21 protein-coding genes are annotated in these 21,332 nt (G+C 59.4%); 11 read left to right on the top strand and 10 right to left on the bottom strand.

What is annotated here, in order from left to right; all coding sequences use genetic code 11:
* The first annotated feature begins 14 nt into the window (after positions 1 to 14).
* Together NW848_RS12760 and NW848_RS12755 are read left to right on the top strand one after the other, a co-directional pair.
* Positions 15 to 953, top strand: a complete 939-nt coding sequence (locus NW848_RS12760) for a polyamine aminopropyltransferase (RefSeq protein ID WP_011429478.1) — start codon at positions 15 to 17, stop codon at positions 951 to 953.
* A 99-nt stretch (positions 954 to 1,052) separates the two neighbouring features.
* Positions 1,053 to 2,204: an NAD-dependent epimerase/dehydratase family protein gene (locus NW848_RS12755; RefSeq protein ID WP_011429479.1), complete on the top strand. Its 1,152-nt coding sequence runs from the start codon at positions 1,053 to 1,055 to the stop codon at positions 2,202 to 2,204.
* On the opposite strand, the gene NW848_RS12750 is transcribed toward NW848_RS12755, so the two are convergent.
* The 9 genes from NW848_RS12750 to NW848_RS12710 all read right to left on the bottom strand — a co-directional run bounded on the left by NW848_RS12750 (position 2,201) and on the right by NW848_RS12710 (position 11,108).
* Positions 2,201 to 3,112, bottom strand: a complete 912-nt coding sequence (locus NW848_RS12750; protein WP_414508685.1) for a histone deacetylase — start codon at positions 3,110 to 3,112, stop codon at positions 2,201 to 2,203. The genes NW848_RS12755 and NW848_RS12750 overlap by 4 nt on opposite strands.
* A gap of 49 nt (positions 3,113 to 3,161) precedes the next feature.
* Positions 3,162 to 3,482: a hypothetical protein gene (locus NW848_RS12745; protein WP_011429481.1), complete on the bottom strand. Its 321-nt coding sequence runs from the start codon at positions 3,480 to 3,482 to the stop codon at positions 3,162 to 3,164.
* 580 nt (positions 3,483 to 4,062) lie between these two features.
* A complete protein-coding gene (rsfS, locus tag NW848_RS12740; RefSeq protein ID WP_414508684.1) occupies positions 4,063 to 4,434 on the bottom strand; it encodes a ribosome silencing factor in 372 nt (123 codons plus the stop codon).
* 42 nt (positions 4,435 to 4,476) lie between these two features.
* Positions 4,477 to 5,073 (bottom strand): bis(5'-nucleosyl)-tetraphosphatase (symmetrical) YqeK, encoded by a 597-nt coding sequence (yqeK, locus tag NW848_RS12735; RefSeq protein WP_414508683.1) that lies wholly within the window; start codon positions 5,071 to 5,073, stop codon positions 4,477 to 4,479.
* Entirely contained in the window at positions 5,066 to 6,877 is a 1,812-nt protein-coding gene (lepA, locus tag NW848_RS12730; RefSeq protein WP_011429485.1) for a translation elongation factor 4, read from the bottom strand. Before lepA ends, yqeK begins: the two co-directional genes overlap by 8 nt.
* Positions 6,878 to 7,143: 266 nt before the next feature.
* Positions 7,144 to 7,668: an NYN domain-containing protein gene (locus NW848_RS12725; protein WP_011429486.1), complete on the bottom strand. Its 525-nt coding sequence runs from the start codon at positions 7,666 to 7,668 to the stop codon at positions 7,144 to 7,146.
* A 147-nt stretch (positions 7,669 to 7,815) separates the two neighbouring features.
* Complete coding sequence (glyQ, locus tag NW848_RS12720; RefSeq protein ID WP_414403009.1) at positions 7,816 to 8,802, bottom strand: glycine--tRNA ligase subunit alpha; 987 nt, start codon at positions 8,800 to 8,802, stop codon at positions 7,816 to 7,818.
* A gap of 45 nt (positions 8,803 to 8,847) precedes the next feature.
* The gene (locus NW848_RS12715) at positions 8,848 to 9,618 is read right to left on the bottom strand and encodes a peptidase (protein ID WP_414508682.1); all 771 of its coding nucleotides are present in this window, start codon (positions 9,616 to 9,618) and stop codon (positions 8,848 to 8,850) included.
* Between the two features lie 59 nt (positions 9,619 to 9,677).
* Positions 9,678 to 11,108: a DUF697 domain-containing protein gene (locus tag NW848_RS12710; protein WP_414508689.1), complete on the bottom strand. Its 1,431-nt coding sequence runs from the start codon at positions 11,106 to 11,108 to the stop codon at positions 9,678 to 9,680.
* Positions 11,109 to 11,284: 176 nt separating this feature from the next.
* On the opposite strand from NW848_RS12710, the gene NW848_RS12705 reads away from it, so the two are divergent.
* The 9 genes from NW848_RS12705 (at position 11,285) to NW848_RS12665 (ending at position 20,114) form a co-directional block, all read left to right on the top strand.
* Positions 11,285 to 11,569: a DUF427 domain-containing protein gene (locus NW848_RS12705; RefSeq protein ID WP_011429490.1), complete on the top strand. Its 285-nt coding sequence runs from the start codon at positions 11,285 to 11,287 to the stop codon at positions 11,567 to 11,569.
* A gap of 23 nt (positions 11,570 to 11,592) precedes the next feature.
* Positions 11,593 to 12,207, top strand: a complete 615-nt coding sequence (locus NW848_RS12700; protein WP_414511179.1) for a TolB family protein — start codon at positions 11,593 to 11,595, stop codon at positions 12,205 to 12,207.
* Positions 12,208 to 12,241: 34 nt separating this feature from the next.
* Positions 12,242 to 13,426, top strand: a complete 1,185-nt coding sequence (locus tag NW848_RS12695; RefSeq protein WP_414508681.1) for an LL-diaminopimelate aminotransferase — start codon at positions 12,242 to 12,244, stop codon at positions 13,424 to 13,426.
* Positions 13,427 to 14,042: 616 nt separating this feature from the next.
* Positions 14,043 to 14,786: a hypothetical protein gene (locus NW848_RS12690; RefSeq protein ID WP_414511178.1), complete on the top strand. Its 744-nt coding sequence runs from the start codon at positions 14,043 to 14,045 to the stop codon at positions 14,784 to 14,786.
* A 246-nt stretch (positions 14,787 to 15,032) separates the two neighbouring features.
* Positions 15,033 to 16,346: a histidinol dehydrogenase gene (gene hisD, locus NW848_RS12685; protein ID WP_011429494.1), complete on the top strand. Its 1,314-nt coding sequence runs from the start codon at positions 15,033 to 15,035 to the stop codon at positions 16,344 to 16,346.
* Positions 16,347 to 16,395: 49 nt separating this feature from the next.
* Positions 16,396 to 17,220, top strand: a complete 825-nt coding sequence (locus tag NW848_RS12680; protein ID WP_041438096.1) for a hypothetical protein — start codon at positions 16,396 to 16,398, stop codon at positions 17,218 to 17,220.
* A gap of 96 nt (positions 17,221 to 17,316) precedes the next feature.
* Complete coding sequence (locus NW848_RS12675; protein ID WP_011429496.1) at positions 17,317 to 17,622, top strand: hypothetical protein; 306 nt, start codon at positions 17,317 to 17,319, stop codon at positions 17,620 to 17,622.
* A gap of 24 nt (positions 17,623 to 17,646) precedes the next feature.
* Positions 17,647 to 18,831 carry a tetratricopeptide repeat protein gene (locus tag NW848_RS12670; RefSeq protein WP_414508679.1) on the top strand — a complete coding sequence of 395 codons (1,185 nt, stop codon included), beginning with the start codon at positions 17,647 to 17,649 and terminating at the stop codon, positions 18,829 to 18,831.
* Positions 18,832 to 19,343: 512 nt separating this feature from the next.
* The gene (locus tag NW848_RS12665; protein ID WP_414402964.1) at positions 19,344 to 20,114 is read left to right on the top strand and encodes an RNA polymerase sigma factor SigF; all 771 of its coding nucleotides are present in this window, start codon (positions 19,344 to 19,346) and stop codon (positions 20,112 to 20,114) included.
* A 195-nt stretch (positions 20,115 to 20,309) separates the two neighbouring features.
* Here NW848_RS12665 and NW848_RS12660 read toward each other — a convergent pair whose 3' ends face one another.
* Positions 20,310 to 21,080, bottom strand: a complete 771-nt coding sequence (locus tag NW848_RS12660) for a hypothetical protein (protein ID WP_414402963.1) — start codon at positions 21,078 to 21,080, stop codon at positions 20,310 to 20,312.
* Positions 21,081 to 21,332: the final 252 nt, after the last annotated feature.

The following is a 21,332-nucleotide window of genomic DNA, read 5'->3' as shown; positions in this document are numbered from 1 at the left end:
TTGTCAGGTGTCCTATGAACACCCCAAAGAGCTTCTTCTGGGCGCAGGAGTACTTCACCCCCTGGGACTACACTGCCCGTGCCATCACGCGCATTCTGGCCTACCGAAAAACCCGTTTTCAGGAGATGCTGATCGCCGAGACGGGAGCCTATGGCAAGGGCCTGATGCTGGATGGCCACTGGCAGTCCACCACGGCGGACGAATTCCTGTACCACGAGGCTCTGGTTCATCCGGCCCTGGTGCAGGTCGTCCAGGCGGGTGGGATCCCGCGGCGAGTGTTGATATTGGGTGGTGCGGAAGGGGCGACGCTGCGGGAGGTGCTGCGCTGGCGCTCGGTGGAGCAAGTGGTGATGGTGGATATCGACGGGGAGGTGGTGGAAGCCTGTCGAGAGCATCTGCCGGAAATGCACCAAGGATCCTTTGCGGATCCGCGGGCAGAGGTGGTGATCGCCGACGCCTTGGACTTTCTTGGCCAGACGGAGCCGATCTGGGACGCGATCCTTTCCGATCTGTCGGATCCCGTTGAGGCCGGCCCGGCCTACCGCCTCTTTACCCAGGAGTTTTTCCGCCAGGTTCGCTCCAAGTTGCAGACCGCTGGGGCTTTTGTCATCCAAGCTGGGCCGACGGGTCCAGTGGAGTTGTGGCAGCACACTCGCATCGTTCACACCTTGAAAACGGTGTTTGCTGCTGTGCAGCCCTACGCTATCTACGCCCCCACCTACGGCGGGCCGCTGGGGTTTGCCCTGGCAGCCCAGGATCCCATCTCTTCCAGGCCGGAGCCCGAACAGGTCGACCAGATCCTGGCCCAACACCTGGATCCCGACCGCGGAGCGCTGCGCTTCATCGATGGCATCACCCTCCTGGGACTCTACCAGGTTCCCGCCCACCTGCGCCGTGCCATTGCTGCTGAGACCACCGTCTACACCCTGGCCAACCCTCCTCAGGTCGAGTAATCTGGCGGCCCAATCCGCGATTAAAAGTGGGATCCCAGGGTATTTGTCTTCGGTGCCATAACTTGGTAGATTCGTGAGCAGCCGAATTTTGCTTCCCCGATGAAAGTCCTGGTTATTGGTGGTGACGGATACTGCGGCTGGGCAACGGCCCTACACCTGTCCAACAGGGGCTATGAGGTGGCCATTCTCGATTCCTACGTGCGCCGCCTCTGGGATCTGCAGCTAGGGGTTTCTACCCTGACGCCCATTGCCCAGCTCGAGCAGCGGGTGGATCGCTGGAAGGGGCTGACCGGCAAGGATATTCCCATTTTCGTTTGCGACGTCACCAACTACGAGGCCCTCATTTCTTGCATGCGTCGCTTTGAGCCGGAGGCCATCGTCCACTTTGGCGAGCAGCGCTCTGCTCCCTACTCGATGATTAGCCGCGAACATGCGGTGATGACCCAGGTCAACAACGTGGTGGGCACCCTGAACATCCTCTACGCCATCAAGGAGGAGTTTCCCGACTGCCACCTGGTGAAGCTGGGCACCATGGGCGAGTATGGCACCCCCAACATCGACATCGAGGAGGGGTACATCACCATCGAGCACAACGGCCGCAAGGATACCCTGCCCTATCCCAAACAGCCGGGTTCCATGTATCACCTCTCCAAGGTGCACGACAGCCACAACATCCACTTCGCCTGCCGCGTCTGGGGCCTGCGGGCTACCGACCTCAATCAAGGGGTGGTGTACGGCGTGTTAACAGAAGAAACCGGCATGGATGAGGTGCTGATCAACCGCCTCGACTACGATGGCGTGTTCGGCACGGCCCTGAACCGCTTTTGCGTTCAAGCCGCAGTGGGCCACCCCCTGACGGTGTACGGCAAGGGGGGCCAAACCCGTGGCTTCCTGGATATCCGCGATACGGTGCGCTGTGTGGAGCTGGCCATCGCCAATCCTCCTGAGCCAGGTCAGTTCCGGGTGATGAACCAGTTCACCGAGCAATTTAGCGTGGAGCAACTGGCGCTGATGGTGCAAAAGGCCGGAGCCGCCATGGGCCTGAAGGTGGAAATCAACTACTTGGAAAACCCCCGTGTCGAGCTGGAGGAGCACTACTACAACGCCAAAAATACCAAGCTCCTAGACCTGGGCCTACAACCCCACTACCTATCTGACTCGCTTTTGGACTCGCTGCTCAACTTCGCCCTCAAGTACAAAGACCGCGTGGATGTGCGGCAGATCCTGCCCAAGGTGAAGTGGAAGGGCTAGCTCTCCAGGCAAGCTTGGGCCAGGCTCAGCCAGCCGCGGGCCAGATTCTCCAGGTCATAGCCCCCTTCTAACCCGAAGACGGTCTTGCGGGTCACCTCCTCCAGGCAGAGGTGGGCCATGCGGCCAAAGTCTTCCGGCTCCAGCAGCATACTGGCCAAGGGATCCCCTTTGGCACAGTCAAAGCCGGCGCTCACCAGCAGCAAATCCGGTTGGAAGGCCCGCAAAAACGGCAAGACCTTCTCATCGAGAGCTTTTTTGTAGACCGACCAGTCTGACCTGGCAGGCAGAGGCACGTTGCAGAGGTTGCCGTGGATCCCGGTTTCGCGAGCGGAGCCGGTGCCGGGGTAGAGGGGAAACTGATGGATGGAGGCATAGGCCAGTTGGGGATAGCGCTCCACCACCGCCTGCGTGCCGTTGCCGTGGTGAACATCCCAATCGAAAATCGCCACCCGCTTCACCCCCGGCTGATCCAGCGCCCACAGCGCCGCAATGGCTGCGTTGCTGAATAAACAAAACCCCATTGCCCGTTCTGGCTCTGCGTGATGCCCAGGCGGACGACACAGCACCAAAGCAGGCTGAGCCGCGGCCAAAGCCGAGGCCGAAGCAGCAATCCAGGCTCCAACTGCCTGCCGCGCCGCCTCAAAGCTCGCTGGGGAAACGGCGGTATCGGCATCGAGGCGACCCCCTCCTGCCGCAGCCAACTCGGCCACCCGTTGAATGTGCCAGCGCGGGTGTACCCGCTCCAGTTGTGCAAGATCGGCCAAGGGGGGATCCCGCCATTCCAGATGCTCGGCGAAAGAGGCACCGCGCAGCGCCTTGACAATGGCCTGCAGGCGAGCCGGACGCTCGGGGTGAAACGGCCCGGCGTCGTGGCGGAGAAAAGTCTCAGAATAGTAAACGGGCAACATACCAGGGCAAGGTAGCGTTCTTGCAGTCTAGCCTAAGCCCATCTTCCCTCTACCCGTAGAAGGCTTCCGACATGGATCCCGCATAGGGATCAACGCCAAAAGAAGCTTGTTGCAGCTTTTGATTGACCACCTCCCGCACTACCGAGCGGAGCAATTCCAGCTCAGAAGGGTTGAGCTGATCGCGGCTGGGACACTCATCGGCAGCCAGCCACATATAAACAGCAGGAACCCGGTTTAAGATCTGCTGCATCAGCGCTTCCCGCTCCCTGGCATCGTGGAAAACCTGCTGATGGGGGTGCTCAGTACAGAGGACATTTTCCAGTTCTCCCAAAGCCAGGTACTCAACGATATTAACCAACATCTTTTCCATTTGTCCCTCCTAAAAATCCCCGTCGCTCTTAAAACAGGCATTAAACAAAAAGTGCAACTTTCTCCTTTCCTCCTTCGCCGCTCTTTGCCTCGGACTCTTGCCTACAGGCCGGATAGCTGAGCCGGCGGCAGATCCAGTCCACCAGCGGGAAGAGGTTGTGGATTTGTCTGCTAAGATCTCCCCTGCGGCCAATCCTTAGCCCCCTCTATTTGCCCCGTTTGCCCTCCCCTCTGCCGCTGAAAGCAGCCAACAATCAGCAGCCGGAAAATCTCTTCGCTGGTATCCGGTACCAACGAAAAATTATCGGCTTTTTGAGAAGGACAGGGTAGGCCATTTAACAAAGACTATAGAAACTCAACCGCAAGAGGGAAGAAGATCTTACCCAGCTACTCCTCCTCCAATACGCTAACACGTAACTATGTAGGAAGTTATGGGACTATTAAGAAGTTTACACATTTCTTGACGATCGGCTAACACTTTCGTTTGGCAAAGACACCCACTTGAAGAGCTAAGCGGAGCAACTCTTCGCCTGGCTACAAGCTCTGAAAAGCTGCCAAGATCTAAGGATCTAAAACTATGTCTAGCCTGCTATTGGCAAATCGACTCGCTGAGCCTGGATCCAGAAAGATTCCAGGTCGTAATAGTCTCTTTCCTCCTGCATGAACACATGGACGATGAGATCGGCATAGTCGATCAGTATCCAAGAGCCTGACTCTTGACCTTCGATGCGGCGCGGACTCTGTTGCCACTCCTCCCAAACCTTTTCCTCGATTGCTCGGGCAATGGCGCGGACTTGCGTAAGCGAGTAGCCGCTGACCAGAAGAAAGTAATCTGCCAAAGTGGAGACTTGGGATACATCCAGCAGAACGATATCGCCACCTTTTTTCTCTTCTGCCGCGCGAGCTGCACTCAGCGCCATGCAATAGATGGGATCCCCAGCAGGGGCAGGCATGAGATGTAGCAACTAAAACCCTCCTGAAACGACTGAGTTAACCTAGGACACCGCTTTTTCTAAAGGATGTAACAAAAAATGATTCCGAGTCATGAGTGTGCGCGGATGAACCACCTGATTCCGGTCTAGCAAAAATTTTAGGCTCAAGTCACATACTCCCACTACGGTTTTAGACAAATCTACAAAAGCCATCTGCCGCAACCGCTCCAATTCTGGGCTGTTGCCCCGATTCGGCTCCAGGGCATCGGCCACGAAAACCACGCAACTGAGCGGATCCATGCCGGGCTGCCCTAGCGTGTGGTTGGCAATGGCCGCCAAAATCTCCGGGTCCTGTACCTGAAACTGCTCCCGCGCCACCAGGGATCCCACCTCAGCGTGCAGGATGTGAGGTTCGGCCCGCTCAATTTCATCCAGCTCCCGTTCCTGAGCCACCCTTTGCAACAGTTGCTCCGGGGGGAAGGACTTGGCCAAGTCGTGCATCAGCCCTGCCCAAGCAGCTTTTTGCTCATCCAGCCCATAGTGAGCTGCCAGTTGCCGGGCCATCGCCTCTACCCCCAAGATGTGGCGAAGGCGAGGGGGGGGCACCTGCTCCTGGAGCCAGGCCAACACCTCTTCCCGCCGTAAGACCGGGCTAGTCATTTTGCAACTTCAGCACCGCCATAAACGCCTCTTGGGGCACCTCGACGGTTCCCACCGCCTTCATGCGCTTTTTCCCCTCCTTTTGTTTTTCCAACAGCTTGCGCTTGCGGGTCACATCCCCCCCATAGCACTTGGCCAGGACATTTTTGCGCAGGGCAGGAATAGTTTCGCGGGCTATCACCCGAGAGCCAATTGCTGCTTGAATGGGCACCTCAAACTGGTGGCGTGGGATCAGCTCGCGCAGCTTGGCTACCAAAGACCGGCCCACATAAAAGGCTTTGTCCCGATGCACAATGGTGGACAGAGAATCCACCACGTCGCCGTTGATGAGGATGTCCAAGCGCACCAGGTCGTCGGCGCGGTAACCCACCATTTGGTAATCCATACTGGCGTAGCCGCGGGTGCGAGATTTCAGTTGATCGAAAAAGTCGGTGACCACTTCTGCCAGCGGTAGCTCATACACGAGCGTAGTTCGACCCTGCGCCAGGTATTTCATGTCCTTAAAGGTGCCGCGTTTGGTCTCGCACAGCTCCATCACGGTACCGACAAATTCCTCAGGAAGAATCACCTCTACCCTCACAATCGGCTCCTCAATGCTGGTGCGCTCGTTGGGGGGAGGCAGCTTGCTGGGATTGTCTACCCGAATCACAGAGCCATCGTTGAGGGTAACCTGATACACCACCGTCGGAGCGGTGATCACCAAATCCAGGTTGTATTCCCGCTCCAGGCGTTCCTGCACCACCTCCATGTGCAGCAGGCCCAAGAAACCACAGCGGAAGCCAAAGCCCATCGCAGGGGAAACTTCCGGCTCAAAGTAGAGGGCGGCATCGTTGAGCTTCAGTTTTTCCAGAGCTTCTTTGAGTTCGGCGTATTGATCGGAGTTGCTGGGGAAGAGGCCGCAGAAGACCATCGGCTTGGCTTCTTTGTAGCCGGGCAGAGGCTCAGAGGCCTTGCGATGGACAAGTGTGATGGTATCCCCGACACGGGCGTGCTCGACACTTTTAATGGCGGCGGCAATGTAGCCCACTTCCCCAGCATGGAGAGACGCAACGGACTCTTGATGAGGGCGCATCACCCCCAGCTCGGTAATTTCGTATTCCCGACCGGAGGCCATGAAGCAGATCTTATCTCCCGTCTTCACCTCCCCATCCATGATGCGCACATAGACAATCACGCCGCGGTAGGAGTCGTAGTAGCTATCGAAAATTAGGGCCCGCAAGGGATCCGCCACTGTATCCCGCGGCGGGGGCACCCGCTGCACAATGGCCTCTAGGATCTCTGGGATGCCGATGCCCATTTTGGCAGAGGCCAAGATCGCTCCGCTGCAATCGAGGCCGATGACCTGCTCGATCTCGGCGATCACCCGCTCCGGCTCCGCCCCCGGCAGGTCGATTTTGTTAATGACCGGGATGATCTCCAGGTTGTTCTCCAGGGCCAGATAGACGTTGGCCAGGGTCTGCGCCTCCACACCTTGAGAGGCATCCACCACCAGCAGCGCCCCTTCGCAGGCGGCCAGGGAGCGGGAGACTTCGTAGGTAAAGTCCACATGCCCCGGCGTATCGATGAGGTTGAGGACATAGTCTTGGCCGTCTTGGGCGCGGTAGTTCATGCGGGCCGCCTGCAGCTTGATGGTGATGCCCCGCTCCCGTTCCAGTTCCATGTTGTCCAACAGTTGCGGCTTCATCTCGCGGGCTGAAACGGTGCCGGTCGCCTCCAGCAGCCGGTCGGCCAGGGTGGATTTACCGTGGTCGATGTGGGCGATGATGGAAAAGTTGCGAATGCGGGAGACGGGAACGTCGGTCATAAAAACCTGGTTGGGGCAAAGATTTTTTACAATGCTAGCCTCTTTGGCCCTCTGCCTGGGCCAAGGTTGCCCAGAAGTTAAAGTGGCTGGGACAGCTTTTCCCGGCAACGCCGACGATGGCCGGTGTAACAGATGGGTCGCTTGCGTGGCAGCAATTTTACCAAGCAGACTTTCTCTCAAGGCGGAGAAACCCGAAGGGCCTCAGGTGGGTTGTGACAACTCCGCCGGGGAGCTGTGGGGCCAGCTCGAGAGTAGAGGGATCAGCCCTACTTATCCAGCTTCTCGATGTAGGGGCGAATGTCGTTGAGGTCGATGTAGCGATCGGTGGCATTGCGCAGCTCGCGGGCGATCATTCCTTCAGTGGAGACGACTGTAATCAAAGTGTTTTTGGAGCGCAACAGCTCAACGGCCCGCTCAAAATCGCCATCGCCGCTAAACAAGATGATCCTGTCGTATTGCCCAACCGTGTTGAACATATCGATGACGATCTCGATATCCAGGTTGGCCTTCTGGGAGTAGCGGCCAGAGTCTTCGTCTCGATACTCTTTAAGGATCTTGGTGCGCACCGTAAAACCCAAGCTGATCAGAGCATCTCGAAAGGCCCTTTGATCGTTGGGATCCTTGATGCCGGTGTACCAAAATGCGTTGACTAGCTCGACGTTGGGCTGTGACCTGACAAAATAATCCAAGACTCGGCGCGGGTCGAAAAACCAGCCATTTTTTTGTTGAGCATAAAACATATTGTTCCCATCGATAAAGATGGAAACCCGCGTGACGGGATGGCGAAACATAAAGATTTTTCTCGGAATAAAGGTGGACTGGTCAGGAAAAGAGGGTGAAAACGAGAGTGTCGATTATCCTAAGGTAAGGGTGGCCACGGCAGGCCAGCGCCTGCTGATACCGATCACCCATCATAGCGAAAACAGGGATCTTTTTCCCTAGCCATTAGCCCAGGCGCCTTTGGAGATCAGGGTGGGTTCCGGCTGCCGCAGGGCATAGCTGGATCCAGGGCGGTCGGCTTGGCTAACGTACAGCTCTGCCAATTGTCGGGCCAGGTTGCGGATGCGCCCAATGTAGAGGGTGCGCTCGGCTACGGCAATGACGCCGCGGGCATCGAGCAGGTTGAAGGTGTGGGAGCACTTGAGCACATAGTCGTAGGCGGGCAGGAGCAGCGACACCGCCAGCCGATCGGGAAGCACCTGTTTTTGCAGCTTCTGCTGTGTGGTTTCGATCAGGCGCTTGGCCTCGGCTTCGTAGAGCCGGAACAATTCCAGTAGCATCTCCGGATCGGAATACTCGAAGTTGTAATAAGATTGCTCGACCTCATTTTGGAAATAGATTTGCCCATAGGTAATCCGGCCTAGGGAAGGGTGCTCACCCCAGCAGAGGTCGAAAACCGAGTCCACCCCCTGTAGGTACATGGCCAGGCGCTCTAGGCCGTAGGTAATCTCCACAGAAACGGGGCGACAATCCAGCCCGCCCACTTGCTGGAAGTAGGTGAATTGGGTTATTTCCATGCCATCTAGCCACACTTCCCAGCCCACGCCCCAAGCCCCCAAGGTGGGAGATTCCCAATCATCTTCCACAAAGCGAATGTCGTGTTCTGCCGGGTCAATGCCCAGGGCCCGCAGGCTCTCCAGGTACACCTCCTGGATGTCGTCGGGGGAGGGCTTGATCAGAACCTGGTACTGAAAGTAGTGCTGCAGACGGTTGGGGTTTTGGCCGTAGCGCCCATCGGTGGGGCGGCGACAAGGTTCCACATAAGCCACCCGCCAGGGATCCGGCCCCAGGGCGTGCAAAAACGTGTGGGGGCTCATGGTGCCGGCGCCTTTTTCCAGGTCGTAGGGTTGCAGGATGAGGCAGCCTTGCTCCCCCCAAAACTGCTGCAGGCGAAAGATCAAGTCCTGAAAGGTGTGGGCTGACATACCAAGGGCTGAGCAGGGATACCTTATCCTACCAATCTCCCCCCCTCAGTCGATCAGCTCTTCTTGATCGGCATCCGCTGGGTCTGAGTGGTTCCACTCGATGGGCGGCATTTGGTCGAAGGCTTGTTTGAGGGCGCTCTCCCAGAGCTTGCGCATTTTGGCCAGGTAGGGATCCCCGGTGCGCAGGCGCAGACGGTGGGTGACCTTGAACTGATCCGCTTGCACCATCACCAAATCGATGGGGGGGCCGACGGAGATGTTGGATTTCATGGTGGAGTCAATGGAGAGGAGAGCGCATTTGGCCGCATCTGCTAGCGAGGTTTCGTAGGAGAGGGTGCGATCCAGGATGGGTTTGCCGTATTTGGTTTCCCCCATCTGCAAAAAAGGGGTTTCCGGGGTGGCCTGGATGCAGTTGCCCTGGCTGTAGATCAAAAAGAGGGCCGGCTCTTCGCCTCGGATCTGTCCCCCCAGCAACAGGCTGCACTGGGCGTCGATACCGTCCTTTTCCAGCCAGGGTCGGTCTTGCTCCTGGATGTACCGAATTTTGGATCCCAGGTAGCGGGCCACGTCGTAGAGATGGGGGAAGGTGTGGAGATTGGAACTTTCCGGTTGGCGCAGATCCCGCTGCACTTCGGTCAAAACGCCCTGGGTGATGGACAGGTTGCCGGAGGTGCAGATCAAGATCACCCGCTCTTCGGGCACGGAAAAATCGAACAGCTTTTGGTAGGTGGAGACGTAGTCCACCCCGGCGTGGGTGCGGGAATCTGCCGCCATCACCAAGCCAAAGCGGGTGATGATGCCAAGGCAGTAGGTCATGCGAACGATGCGGCTCGGCTCTCTGATTGTAGAGGGATTGTAGAGGCGATTGTAGAGGTTCAGGGGAAAGCAAATCCGATTTTGTGGCGGATTTCCTCCCGCAGGCGGGCGGTGATCGAGGCTTCGTCCAAATCGGCCAAAATCTGGGCTATGGCGGCTTTGGGGCCCTCTGGCCCCCAACTGGCTCCCTGGGCCAGGTAGTGGCGGGCGGACTCGCCGATGGCATAGCAGGAAAACCCGGCCAAGACCGCTTGCGTCAGGGCCACCGAACCGTAGGCCCCTAGGGAGAATCCTCCAGCGAAGGGCAGGGATCCCCCCAGCAAGGTTTTCAGGGATCCCAGGCCCAAGAGCGCCACCCATTCTCCTGCCCCCAGGCTGAGCATGCTGAGGACGATCTTCTGCAGCAGTTGTGCGGCTCCCGCGCTGCTCATGGGCCAGCCATAGAGGCGGGACAGGCGCAGGATCAAGGCAATATCCAGGGCCAGCCCTCCCAAGGTATCGAGCAGGGTAACGGGGTTGAGGGCAACGGCCAGCGCCTTGGTGCGGGCAGCGGCGGCGATGAGGTCTTGGGCTTGCTGGGCGCGGCTTTGCAGCTTGCGCTCGATGACCTGTTGGTTGACGCGATCGGCAAACAGGAGGGCATTCAAGGCCAGCAGGGAGCGCCCCTCCCGGTGCAGCACCTCCAGGATCTTCAGGCGCAGGGCGTCCACTTGGGGGGGGCCGATCTCCATCTCCACGCCGAAGCTGCCATCTGGCCTCTGCACCAGCCGCGGCACGCGCGGGGAGGCCGCCACCATGACGATCTCGTCGGGAGAAAGAAGTTGCCGCACCCGTTCGTTGCGGATCTTGTCGTAGATGGCCTGGCGATCCGCCTCCGGGTACTGGTCGATCTTGTTGAACACCAGCAGCATGGGCTTGCCCGCCTCCCGCAGGGCCGCCAGGGCCTCAAACTCCACCCGCGTCAGATCCCCGCAGACCACAAAGAGGATCAGATCGGCCCGCTGCGCCACCTCCTGGGCCAGCCGTGCCCGCTCCTCGCCGTCCACTTCATCCAGGCCGGGCGTGTCGATCAGCTCCAGACGGGATCCCTGCCAGTGACTAACCTGAACCGACTGCACCGAGGCAGGGGGCAGACGGGATCCCTGCAGGGCTGCTGCAGAGAAGGGGGATTGGGGGCGGGTTTCCCAACTGATGTTCCAAGCTGCCGCTTGCTGGGTGCGGGTAATGCCGTGGGTGGGCCCCGTCTGGAAGACCGGCTCCCCCAGCAAAGCATTGAGCAGAGAAGATTTGCCCCGCCCCACCAGGCCAAAGGCAGCGATGTGGATCACCTCGGTTTCCAGCTTGTCCAGCAGCGTCTGCAGGCTCTCCAGCTCCCCTTCCAAACCCGCCATCTCCTGGGGGCTTAGATCCAGTTGAGCCACCCACTGGCGCAGGCTGCGCTTGGCTTGCTGGTAGTTGAGGTCATCTTCTAGGGTGTTGCGGCGAGCCATGGCAGTGACGCTCAATAGCAGTGGAGAACAGCCCGGCAGGGGCGGGTGTCAACCCTCAACGACAACGATGACGATAAGCAGAAACGCTAATCTCAAAGAAAGGCAGTTGGCCTTGCCGGGATCTGCAACTTTAAAAATAACGTTGAGAACTGGGAGTTTGCGACAGGAGCTTTTTCATGCCGAGGGCCATCTGGAACGGGGTGGTTGTGGCGGAGACCGACCGCTACGAAACCGTGGAAGGCAACATCTATTTTCCGCCGGAATCCCTGCGCTGGGAATACTTCCAGCCCAGCTCCACCCACACCACCTGCCCCTGGAAAGGACAAGCCAGCTACTACACCCTGGTGGTCAACGGCCAGGAGAACAAAGACGCCGCCTGGTACTACCCGGATCCCAAGCCGGCTGCAGCCAACATCCGCGGCTACGTGGCCTTCTGGAAGGGCGTCGAGGTAGAACTCTAGCCGAGCCGAGTTGCCAACTGAGTATGATGGAGAAGAATTGGAGGGGCAATGCGATGCTGACCGATGGCCAGATTCCACGCAGCCCAACCCGCTGGGCAAGCAGGTGGTGTTGGGCCGGCTTGAGCCTCCTGTTGCTCGGTTGTGGCCCGGCAGGGTTTCGCACGCCGCGCCCCACGCTGGCCGGCAGCGGCCTCAACAGTATCTTCCCCGATGGGGAGCCCTCCTTCAGCGGGGATGGTCGCTACCTGGTGTTTTCCTCCGCCCGCGGCGGCAGCCAGGATATTTTTCTCTACGACACGGTGGAACAGCGGCTGGTGGACTTGCCCGGCCTGAATTCCAGCGACGTGGCCGCCACCTCGCCCGACATCAGCGCCGACGGCCGCTACATCGTTTACGTGTCCAATGCGCTGGGCAAATCGGAGATTTTTCTCTACGACCGCCAAACCCGCCGCGTTGAGAATATCAGCAGCCGGGTACCGGGAGATGTGCGCAACCCCACCATCAGCGGCGATGGCCGCTTTATCGCCTTTGAGAGCAACGGTCGCGGCCAGTGGAACATCGAGATCTTCGACCGTGGCCCGGCAGCGGCCACACGGCCCTCTGCCCCCAGCTCTTCTAATGCCGGCAGCAATCCCTAAGGGGATTCAGGAATAGCCAACCTGGACTTGTCGCATGCTCGCTGCCTTCGCCCAACGACTGGAGCCGCTGCACTCCAATGTCTTTGACCAGCTAGACCAGGCCAAGTGGGAGGCGCGCCGGTCGGGCTTGGATGTCATCGACCTTTCTTTGGGCTCCTCAGACCTGCCCCCGCCCCCGGAAGCGCTGGCAGCCATTCAGAGGGCCCTGGCAGATCCCTCCACCTATGGCTACACCCTGTTCCACGATACGGCCGAGTTTCGCGCCGCCTGCGCCCAATGGTATCTCAGGAAGTTCGGCCTGGAGATCGACCCAGAAACTGAGGTGCTGCCGCTGATCGGATCCCAGCAGGGAACGGCTCTCCTACCGCTGGCCCTGCTCAATCCCGGGGATGTTGCTTTGATCACCGACCCGGGCTACCCCTCCCATGGGGGCGGGATCCATCTGGCGGGCGGGATCCCCTACTATCTGCCCCTGCGGGCGGAAAACCGCTTCCTGCCCCAGTGGGATGAGATCCCGGCGGAGATCTGCCGTCGGGCGCGGCTGTTGGTGCTGAGCTATCCCCACAACCCCACCACCGCCACCGTCACCCCAGAGTTTTGGCAGGAGACGCTGCAATTTTGTCAGCAGCACGATATCTTCCTGGCCCATGACTTTCCCTATGTGGACTGGCGTTTCGACGGCCAGGTGGCTCCCTCGGCGCTGCTGGCGGATCCCGGCAAGACCCGCACCATCGAGTTCTTTTCCCTCTCCAAGTCTTACCACATGGGGGGGTTCCGGGTGGCCTATGCCATCGGCAGCCGCGAGCTGATCCGAGCTTTGCGCCTGGTGAAGTCCACCATCGACTTCCACCCCTACCAGGGCATCCTGCGGGGGGCGGCGGCGGCCTTGGCAGCTCCCGACAGCTTTTTGGATCACTGGCGGCAAGTGTACCGCGAGCGGCGAGATATCGCGGTGGCGGCTCTGCACCGCATCGGCTGGCCCGTGCCCCTGCCGGAGGCCACCATGTACCTGTGGGCGCCTTTGCCGGAGTCGTACCGCGGTTCCTCGGCCCAGTTTTGTCTAGACTTGGTGCGGGCCACCGGCGTTGCCCTGTCTCCAGGCTCTGGCTTTGGCCCCAGTGGGGAAGGCTACGTCCGCTTTGCTTTGGTGGTCGAGGGATCCCGGCTGGAGGAGGCAATAGGTCGGATTGGGGAGTTTTTATCCCAGGGCCTTGCTTAGCCCTCACCCCCGCCCCCTCTCCCAAAGGGAGAGGGGAGTTAGGGCGGCGCGTTCGCGACAGCGTTGCGTCGCAACAACAAGGGAATGAACCATCTCATTGCTATTTGATAATGACCGTAAAATAACGGCCGCGGTTTCCTTGCCGCAGCTTTTTCGAGTTTCATCAGCTTTTTGCAGACGAGGGGGATCCCTGTTACGCGAAGGGTAATTGCAGCGGCTGCGGTCAGTGTGCTGGAAAGCGCTGTACTGGGCAAAGATTGGCAAAGACTGTAGGAATAGGCTGCAGCCAGCCGGTGTCGGCTAATCTGAGCCAGGATAGGAGTTTTGACACTCCCTCGACTAAAGTCGGTGGATTCTTACGCAGTCCACAGTTGGACTCGTAAAGGCGCTGTCAAGACGCCCCTAGACGGTTCCTAGAGACAAAGCCTCAAGGTTCCGCTTACTTACTTGCTTTCAGTACTGTCCGGGTTTTTCACCGGGTTAGGTGCTAACTTAAGATTACAACATAATAACATTGGCGAGCGACTCAAGTCGCTCGAAGGCTTTTCCGCCCCGCACTAAAGTACGGGGCTACCGACCTACTCTGCTGTGTTGGCCGAGTTGGCTCCTGAGGGGCATGGAGAAGGAAACGCTCGAGAGTTTTTTGTCCATCCGCGGGGTGATGGGGGTGGCGCTCCTAAGTCGGACAGGCCGCCCTTTTTTCTACCGTTCTTTTCAGAACTTGGACAGCCGGCAGCAGCAGGCTCTCGCCGAAGGGCTGTTTCAAGTTTTGCAGACCATGCCCCCGGGACTGGACTATTTTGACTTTCAGTTTGCCGAGCAGCGGGTTTTCGTTTACCCTTTGGGGCCGGAGTGGGTGCTGCTGGTGGCGGTCAATGACGACCTGGTGATGCCGGTCTACACCTTGGCCGTGAACCGCCTGCGAGCCGAGCTGCAGCAGGATACGCCAAAGGGCTTGGCCACCTTTCGTCTATTGACCAGCCAGGCGGAGGCAGGCCGGAACGCTACCCAGCCCAGTTCCGCTCCTGCGGCGGGCCCGCGCATGGAGATGGATGTCTTCGTGCAATCTCTGAACCGTCTCTGCCAGATTACAACCGGCTATTTGGGCAAGGCGGTGATCGTCAACTATTGGAAGGCAGCACGGCAGGAAGTGGTGGAACGCCAGGGATCCAAAGCAGAATGGCTGAACCAGTTCGAGATCGAGCGCAGCGGCCAGATCCACTACCGGGGATCCCTCAAGGAACTGGACGAATCTCAGCAAAGGGTGCTACGGGATTGGGTGCTGGCTTTTTTCCGTCGCTGTGAAGAGGTAATCCACGATTTTCGCAACTTGATCAAATCGACAGAACTGGGCCTATGAAAAAGGGGCAGGCTTTTTCCTAAGTAGGGCTATCGGCGAACTCTACCCGGCTCTTGGTCGAGGAAAATCCAGGCTAAGCTATGACCATGATCAACCCGGATCACGCTAGGTGCAGACGGGATCCCTGACCGAGGGTAGCTCCTCTGGTCACTGCGAACCGGTGCAGCGAGGATCTGCTTTGCTACCGCGATGCCACCGGATCCCTCGCTACCATCTGCTTACGGCACGCTAAGCGAAGGAGTTGCCATGCTGAGAATCGTCACCCAGCTAGCTGAGGCTGAAGCCGAGCTTAGACGGATCTCGGAGCGCACTCAGGCTGACCAGAACTTGCACCGCGAGGCAACCGTGCGGGAGATCCTACAAGCGGTACGCCGCCAGGGGGATCGCGCTCTCCTGGCCTACACGGCGGAGTTCGACCAGGTGGAGCTGAGCGTAGCCGAGCTAAAGGTGTCGGGGGCTGAGCTGGAGGCAGCCTACCAGGCGGTATCTCCGCAACTGCTATCGGCCCTGCGCTTGGCCAAACAGCGCATCGAAGCCTTTCACCGGCAGCGGGTGCCCAGCAGTTGGGTGAGCTTTCCCGGCCCCGAGATCGTCTTGGGCAAGCAGTACCGCCCGGTGGATCGCGCTGGCCTCTACATTCCAGGAGGGCGGGCCGCCTATCCCAGCACGGTGTTGATGAACGCCATTCCGGCCAAGGTGGCGGGGGTGCCCGAGATTGTCATGGTGACCCCGCCGGGATCCGACGGGCTGGGGGGCAAGGGGATCAGCCCGGCTATTTTGGTGGCCGCCCAAGAAGTGGGCATCCACACCATCTATCGCGTCGGCGGGGCCCAGGCTATTGGGGCCTTGGCCTATGGCACCGAGACCATCCCCAAGGTGGACGTGATCACCGGCCCCGGCAACATCTATGTGACGCTGGCCAAGAAGCTGGTCTACGGCACGGTGGGGATCGACTCGCTGGCGGGGCCTTCCGAGGTGTTGATCATCGCCGACGAGAGCGCCAATCCCCTCTACGTGGCTGCCGATCTGCTGGCCCAAGCGGAGCACGATCCCTTAGCAGCCGCGATCCTCCTGACCCCCGATCCCAAGCTGGCCCAACAGGTGCAGCAGGCTGTAACCACCCAGATGGAAGCCCACCCCAACCGTCTGCTGGTGGAGAAGGCGGTGGCCAACTACGGCCTGATCGCGGTGGTGCCGGATCTGGCCACAGCGGTCAACTTGTCCAACCAGTTTGCGCCGGAACACCTGGAGCTGCAGGTGGCGGATCCCTGGGCTCTGCTGGATCCCATTCGCCACGCGGGGGCGATCTTCCTGGGACACTACACCCCAGAAGCGGTGGGAGACTACCTGGCCGGCCCCAACCACACCTTGCCCACAGCGGGGGCGGCCCGCTACGCCTCAGCGCTGGGAGTGGAGACCTTCCTGAAGCACTCCAGCCTAATCCAGTACGGCTCGGCAGCCCTGCAGGAGGTGGCCGGCGCGATCCAAGCTCTGGCGCAAGCCGAGGGGCTGCCCGCCCATGGCCAGTCGGTACAGGTACGGCTGGCGGAGGAGCACTAACCTAGCCTAGACAGGGCTTGAACCGCAGTGAAGACGGAAGGTGGAGCAGATGGGGAGCCGGCTCAGGCAAAACTGGCTGGGGCAACTGGGGGGAGCCCTTGTGGCGGTTTGGATCGTCTGGGCGGAGGGGAGCGCCGCCTGGCCGAAGGACATAAAAGACATAATGTCGGCTGCCCCCGAAGCAATCTCTTCTCCTGCCTTGCCCATCCCGTGGGAGTGGGTATACGACTTGCAGGAGCAGGCGCGGCAACGGCAGTGTACGCTGGTGGGCCTGTTGCGCAGCCGGCCCCTGCCGGCCCCGGATCCCCAGTGGCAGGTGTACACTCGTCTGGATTTGGTTGCCACGCCTCAGACCAGTCGGTTGACCAGTGTGTTGTTTGCCAAGAACACTCGTACCCAAGCCTTGCAAGTGATCTATCAAGCTGCGGCGTCTGTGTACGACCCCGTTGAGCCATTGGATTTTGCCATGATCCTGCCTCTGGCCTGGCAGGACAACACCCTGCTGGCGCGGGAGTACGCAGGCTGGTTCCAGACCGACTTGAGCTGGGATCGGGCGGTGATCTGGCCCTTGCCCGCCGACTCGAACAGGATCCCACCGGTACAGGTTTGGGAGCCACCGCCGGCCCTGGGGTATGCCGAGCTGCTGGACTGGGATCCCCAGGCGCGAGGGCGGGTGCTGTTTGCCGTGGCCGATAGCCTGGAGGAGGTGCCGCGGCTGGTGAGCGTTGGCCCTGGTCAAGACTTGCTGTTGCGAGGGACGGCACCGCTGCCAACCTCCGAGCCTCCTCTCCCGCAAAAGGGCTGGACCAGCGCTACCCTCGCAGGGTCGGTACCCATTTGTCATGCCAACAACTTTGGGCTAAACATCAGGTAGTTCCTCCCCAGGGTTTTGGAGCTGCTGCCGATCTTTGGGGTGCTTAGGAGCCGAGGGGAGGATCTAGAGCAGCCCCTAGCGGGAGAGGGAGTAAGCATGCCTAGACCCCAAGTACGACGCGGCTGGCCTTTAGAGGCCTTTGTGGGCGATGTTATTGTCTGTACGCTGGAGGGATCCCATCTGGATCAGGTGACGGAGATCCGGATCAGCCCGGCGGGCAAGGGGATCCGGGTTAGCTTCGGGGATCCCTTGGGGCGCTCCCAAGAGCCGGTGCAGGCCACTGCCGAGGCGCTGACTGTGACTTTTGAGATCGATCCCAGCACCTACCCCGGCGAAAAGCGCATCGAGCTGATCTCGCCGGCAGGGCCCAGCGATCCCCTGCCGTTTTTGGTGATGATGTAGAGGCGCGCAGAGGGGAAGTGAGTCATGGCGTTGGCAACTGCCTCGACCGACTTGGGCGCGCTGCTGCTGGGAGTGGGTCTGTTGCTCCTGGTGGGAGGCTGGGCTTGGCGGCTGCGGCGACAGCAGCGAGCTGCTCCCCCAGAGGCTGTTTTGCCGGCAACGGCGGTTGACCTCTCTGCCCTTACGGCGGAACAGGCGGCCCAACTGCAGCCCTTCGAGCAGGCGGTGGGAGATCGGCCGCGGGATCCCATTGCCTGGTACAACCGCGCCACCACCCTCGACCAAATGGGGCAGGCCCAAGCCGCCCTGGCCAGCTACGACCGGGCCCTGCAGCTGAAGCCGGATTTTCCCGAAGCCTGGAACAACCGCGGCTCTCTGCTGGACGATCTCGGCCGTCACCAGGAGGCGCTGGCCAGCTACGAGCGGGCTTTGCAACTGAGGCCGGATTTTTTCGAGGCCCGCTTTAACCAGGCCAACACGCTGCGGCAACTGGGCCGCTACCAAGAAGCGCTACGCGCCTACGAGCAGGTTCTCACCTTCCGCCCCGACAGCGGGGAAGCCTGGCATCTGCACGGGCTGACCTTGGCCTCCTTAGAGCGGTGGCAGGAGGCGGTGAACAGCTACGACAAGGCCCTGGCCATCAATTCCAGCGATCCCCGGGTTTGGCAAAGTCGCGGGCTGGCCCTGGTGCACCTGGAGCGCTACGCCGAGGCTCTGGCCAGCTATGAACGGGCTCTGCAACTGGGATTGGAGTCGGCCTCTCTCTGGGCCGGCCACGCCCTCGCCCACCACCGCCTGGGCAACTGGATGGAAGCTCTCAACAGCTACGACCGCGCCCTGCAGCAGGATCCCCGGCGTTCTCAGATCTGGGTGCAGCGCGGCCTGGTGCTGATGGACTTGAACCTCTACGGGCTGGCCATCCAGAGTTTTGACCGAGCCCTGCAGATGGATCCCGACGATGCCGAGGCCCACTACGCCAAAGCCTGCTGCTGCGCCTGGGAAGGCCAGGTGCCCCAGGCCCTGCAAGCCTTGGAGCAAGCCCTGCGCCTGCAGCCGGAACGCTACCGCCCCTTGCTCGCCTCTGAGCCCTATTTCGACCTCATTCGCGGTGAGCCGAGCTTTACGGCCTTCCTGACAGCCCTCTCCGGCCTTGGAACCGACACGAACTCTACCTCCCTGACGCGAACGGCTCCATCCTCTGCTTCCTAGATTTCTTCTGAGGTTCCAAAGTGAGCCAGCAGCAGCAATCCGGCGATTCCGCCAAATGACGGAGAGAAATTCGGCTCTTTTGCTGAAGAAAGCTGCTGATTTTCCGTAGGGATGCTGTTGCTTGCGGCGGAAAACCCAGTAAACTAAGAACGCTCCAGCTCCTGGCAGATCTCGGAGGCAAGCTGTGTTCTTGTTAACATCTGGTAGCATTTTCACGGCTACAACCTGATACTGTCTGCCTGCAAGCTTCTTCGCGGTTGGTTCCAGCAGAAGTCTGGCCTAGGGAGAATGGGGGTCGCCTGGCATCCTCTGCCTTTGAGTTGTTTGGGTGCTGAATCCAACCTTGAATGGCTTCAGCTCAAAAAGAAAAAAAGTAGTTGTCTATGCTAACGGCTCCTCAGCAGCCTTCTCTCGACGACTCCGAGCCGCCGGCGCCATCGACAGCCGCGGCTCCCCTGTTTTCTGCCAAAGCTGGTGCTGGGGATTCTGGATCCGGAGCTGTGGGTGCGTCTATGGCATCCAAATATGAAGATGTTAAAGCTCAAACTGCTGCACTGTTGCGACTCTACCACCAGACTCGGGATCCGGCCCTGCGCAATCGACTGGTGGAGCTAAACCTAGGATTGGTGCGCAAAGAGGCCCACTACTGGCGTAACCAATGCGACGAAGGATACGACGACTTGGTGCAAGTGGGTTGCATAGGGCTCATCCAAGCCATCGAGCGCTTCGATATCAGCCGCGGCCTGGCTTTTAGCTCCTTTGCCATGCCCTACATTCGCGGAGAAATTCAACACTACCTGCGAGACAAAAGCCCAACAATACGGATCCCACGCCGCTGGGCGACGCTGCAGCGACAAGCCAAGAAGGTGATCGCGCGCCTGAGACAAGAGTTGGGCCGTCCTCCCTCTGAGGCGGAGGTGAGGGAAGCCCTCAACCTAACAGAGCAGGAATGGCGAGAGCTGCAGCTGGCCCAACAAAACAGCCTTTTGCTCAGCCTAGATGCTCCCGTACAGGTTGAAGAAGACAGCGTTGCTTTGGGGGATACCATTCCCGATCAGCGCTACCGCAGTTTTCAACTGGCCGAAGAAGATCGCATCCGCCTGCAAAATGCCTTGGCCAAGCTGGAGGAGCGCACCCGCCAGATTTTGGAATTTGTCTTCTTCTACGACCTCACCCAAAAAGAAACAGCAGAGCGGCTGGGGATCAGTGCTGTTACCGTTTCCCGACAGGTCAAAAAGGGCCTGGAGCGCTTGGCTAAGCTGCTGAGTCAGGACATTTTTTAGGGCGTTGCCGAGAAGGAAGATCCCTGGGCTTCGCGACAGTCTCCAGCGCTTTTCCAGGCAGATCTGAACCCTCTCCCAAAGTGGAGATCAAGGCGACAAAGAGCCTCACAACGACTTTCCCGTAGTCCAAGGCTTTGGTTACTTCAATATCAGTGCAGCATCCTGGTCGAAATAGCTGTAACTTGTGTCTTCGCTTTAATCTTTTTTGTCTCGAGCTTTGTCTGAAGCTTGATCTTTGTCTTGGGAACAATTTGCTCCCCGGTTCTGCAGTTGGCTTAGTTGAGAGCGCACCTGCAAGGCAATTTGCAAAGCAGCATCCAAAAGCTGCGACTGTTCGCTGGCCTGTTCTCTTAGCTGGAGCGCAGTCAGAGCTGCCAGCTCGTCGCCGAAGAACTCCCTTTGCTGCTCAATAAAGTCTTTGTTCTGTCGCAAGATCCGTTCAGTTTTCAAGGCGCGGATTAGGTCGCTGCGAGTCAGCTTCAGAGCCTCGATGATCTGATCCCGCTGGGGCAGCTTGGCCTCAGGATTGCCCGCCTCTACCAATTCATCGTTGATGTGAATGGCTTGAATGAGCCGATTGTAGCGATCTACTTCTTCTAGCAAGTTCAGCAAGAGCGGCATGCGGCGGCTGCGGAAAATCCAATAGGCTTGGCCCAAAGCGGCAATGGCTGTCAGGATTCCCCATTCCACCAGCCAACTTTCCCAACTGCTGCGCAGGCCAGGGATCAAAATTCGCCCCACCAAGGTCAGCAGGGATCCCCCTGACCAAAAGGTCAAGAAACGGCAGAACAAATCCAGCACCAACAGCAGGCCCAGTAGATTCCAAAAGGCGGAGAACTGGCGCAGCCGGTCTTTCCAGCGACGGATAGGCCGAGGTCGGTACAGCCAGGCTATGGGTACCCCAGAAAGGTTTTCCACCAGAAAAGGGGAAATGACCAGCTCTTGTAAATCCCGCCGCATGGCCATGGACTCTGCCAAGGGCTAAGTTTTCCACCCAATTCTACTGCCGGCACCTGAGATCCTGCTGAGATCCCTTCTCAGGGGTAAAAGCTGGCCAAAGAGGAGACAAGCAGGGTGAGTAGCCCAACTACGCCAACTGAAGGCACCTCTGGTTGAAGCGGAAAACTTTGCGGTCAAGTCGCGATTTTTGTGGGTTTCTCTTCCGCGGCCCAAAGCGGGCCCATGTCCAGGTAACGCCGGAAAGCCCAGTCCTCCGTG

It is taken from the genome of Synechococcus sp. RC10A2, assembly GCF_047502605.1.
Note: the sequence above shows the minus strand (reverse complement) of the source record. Positions and strands in the feature narration are given on the sequence as shown.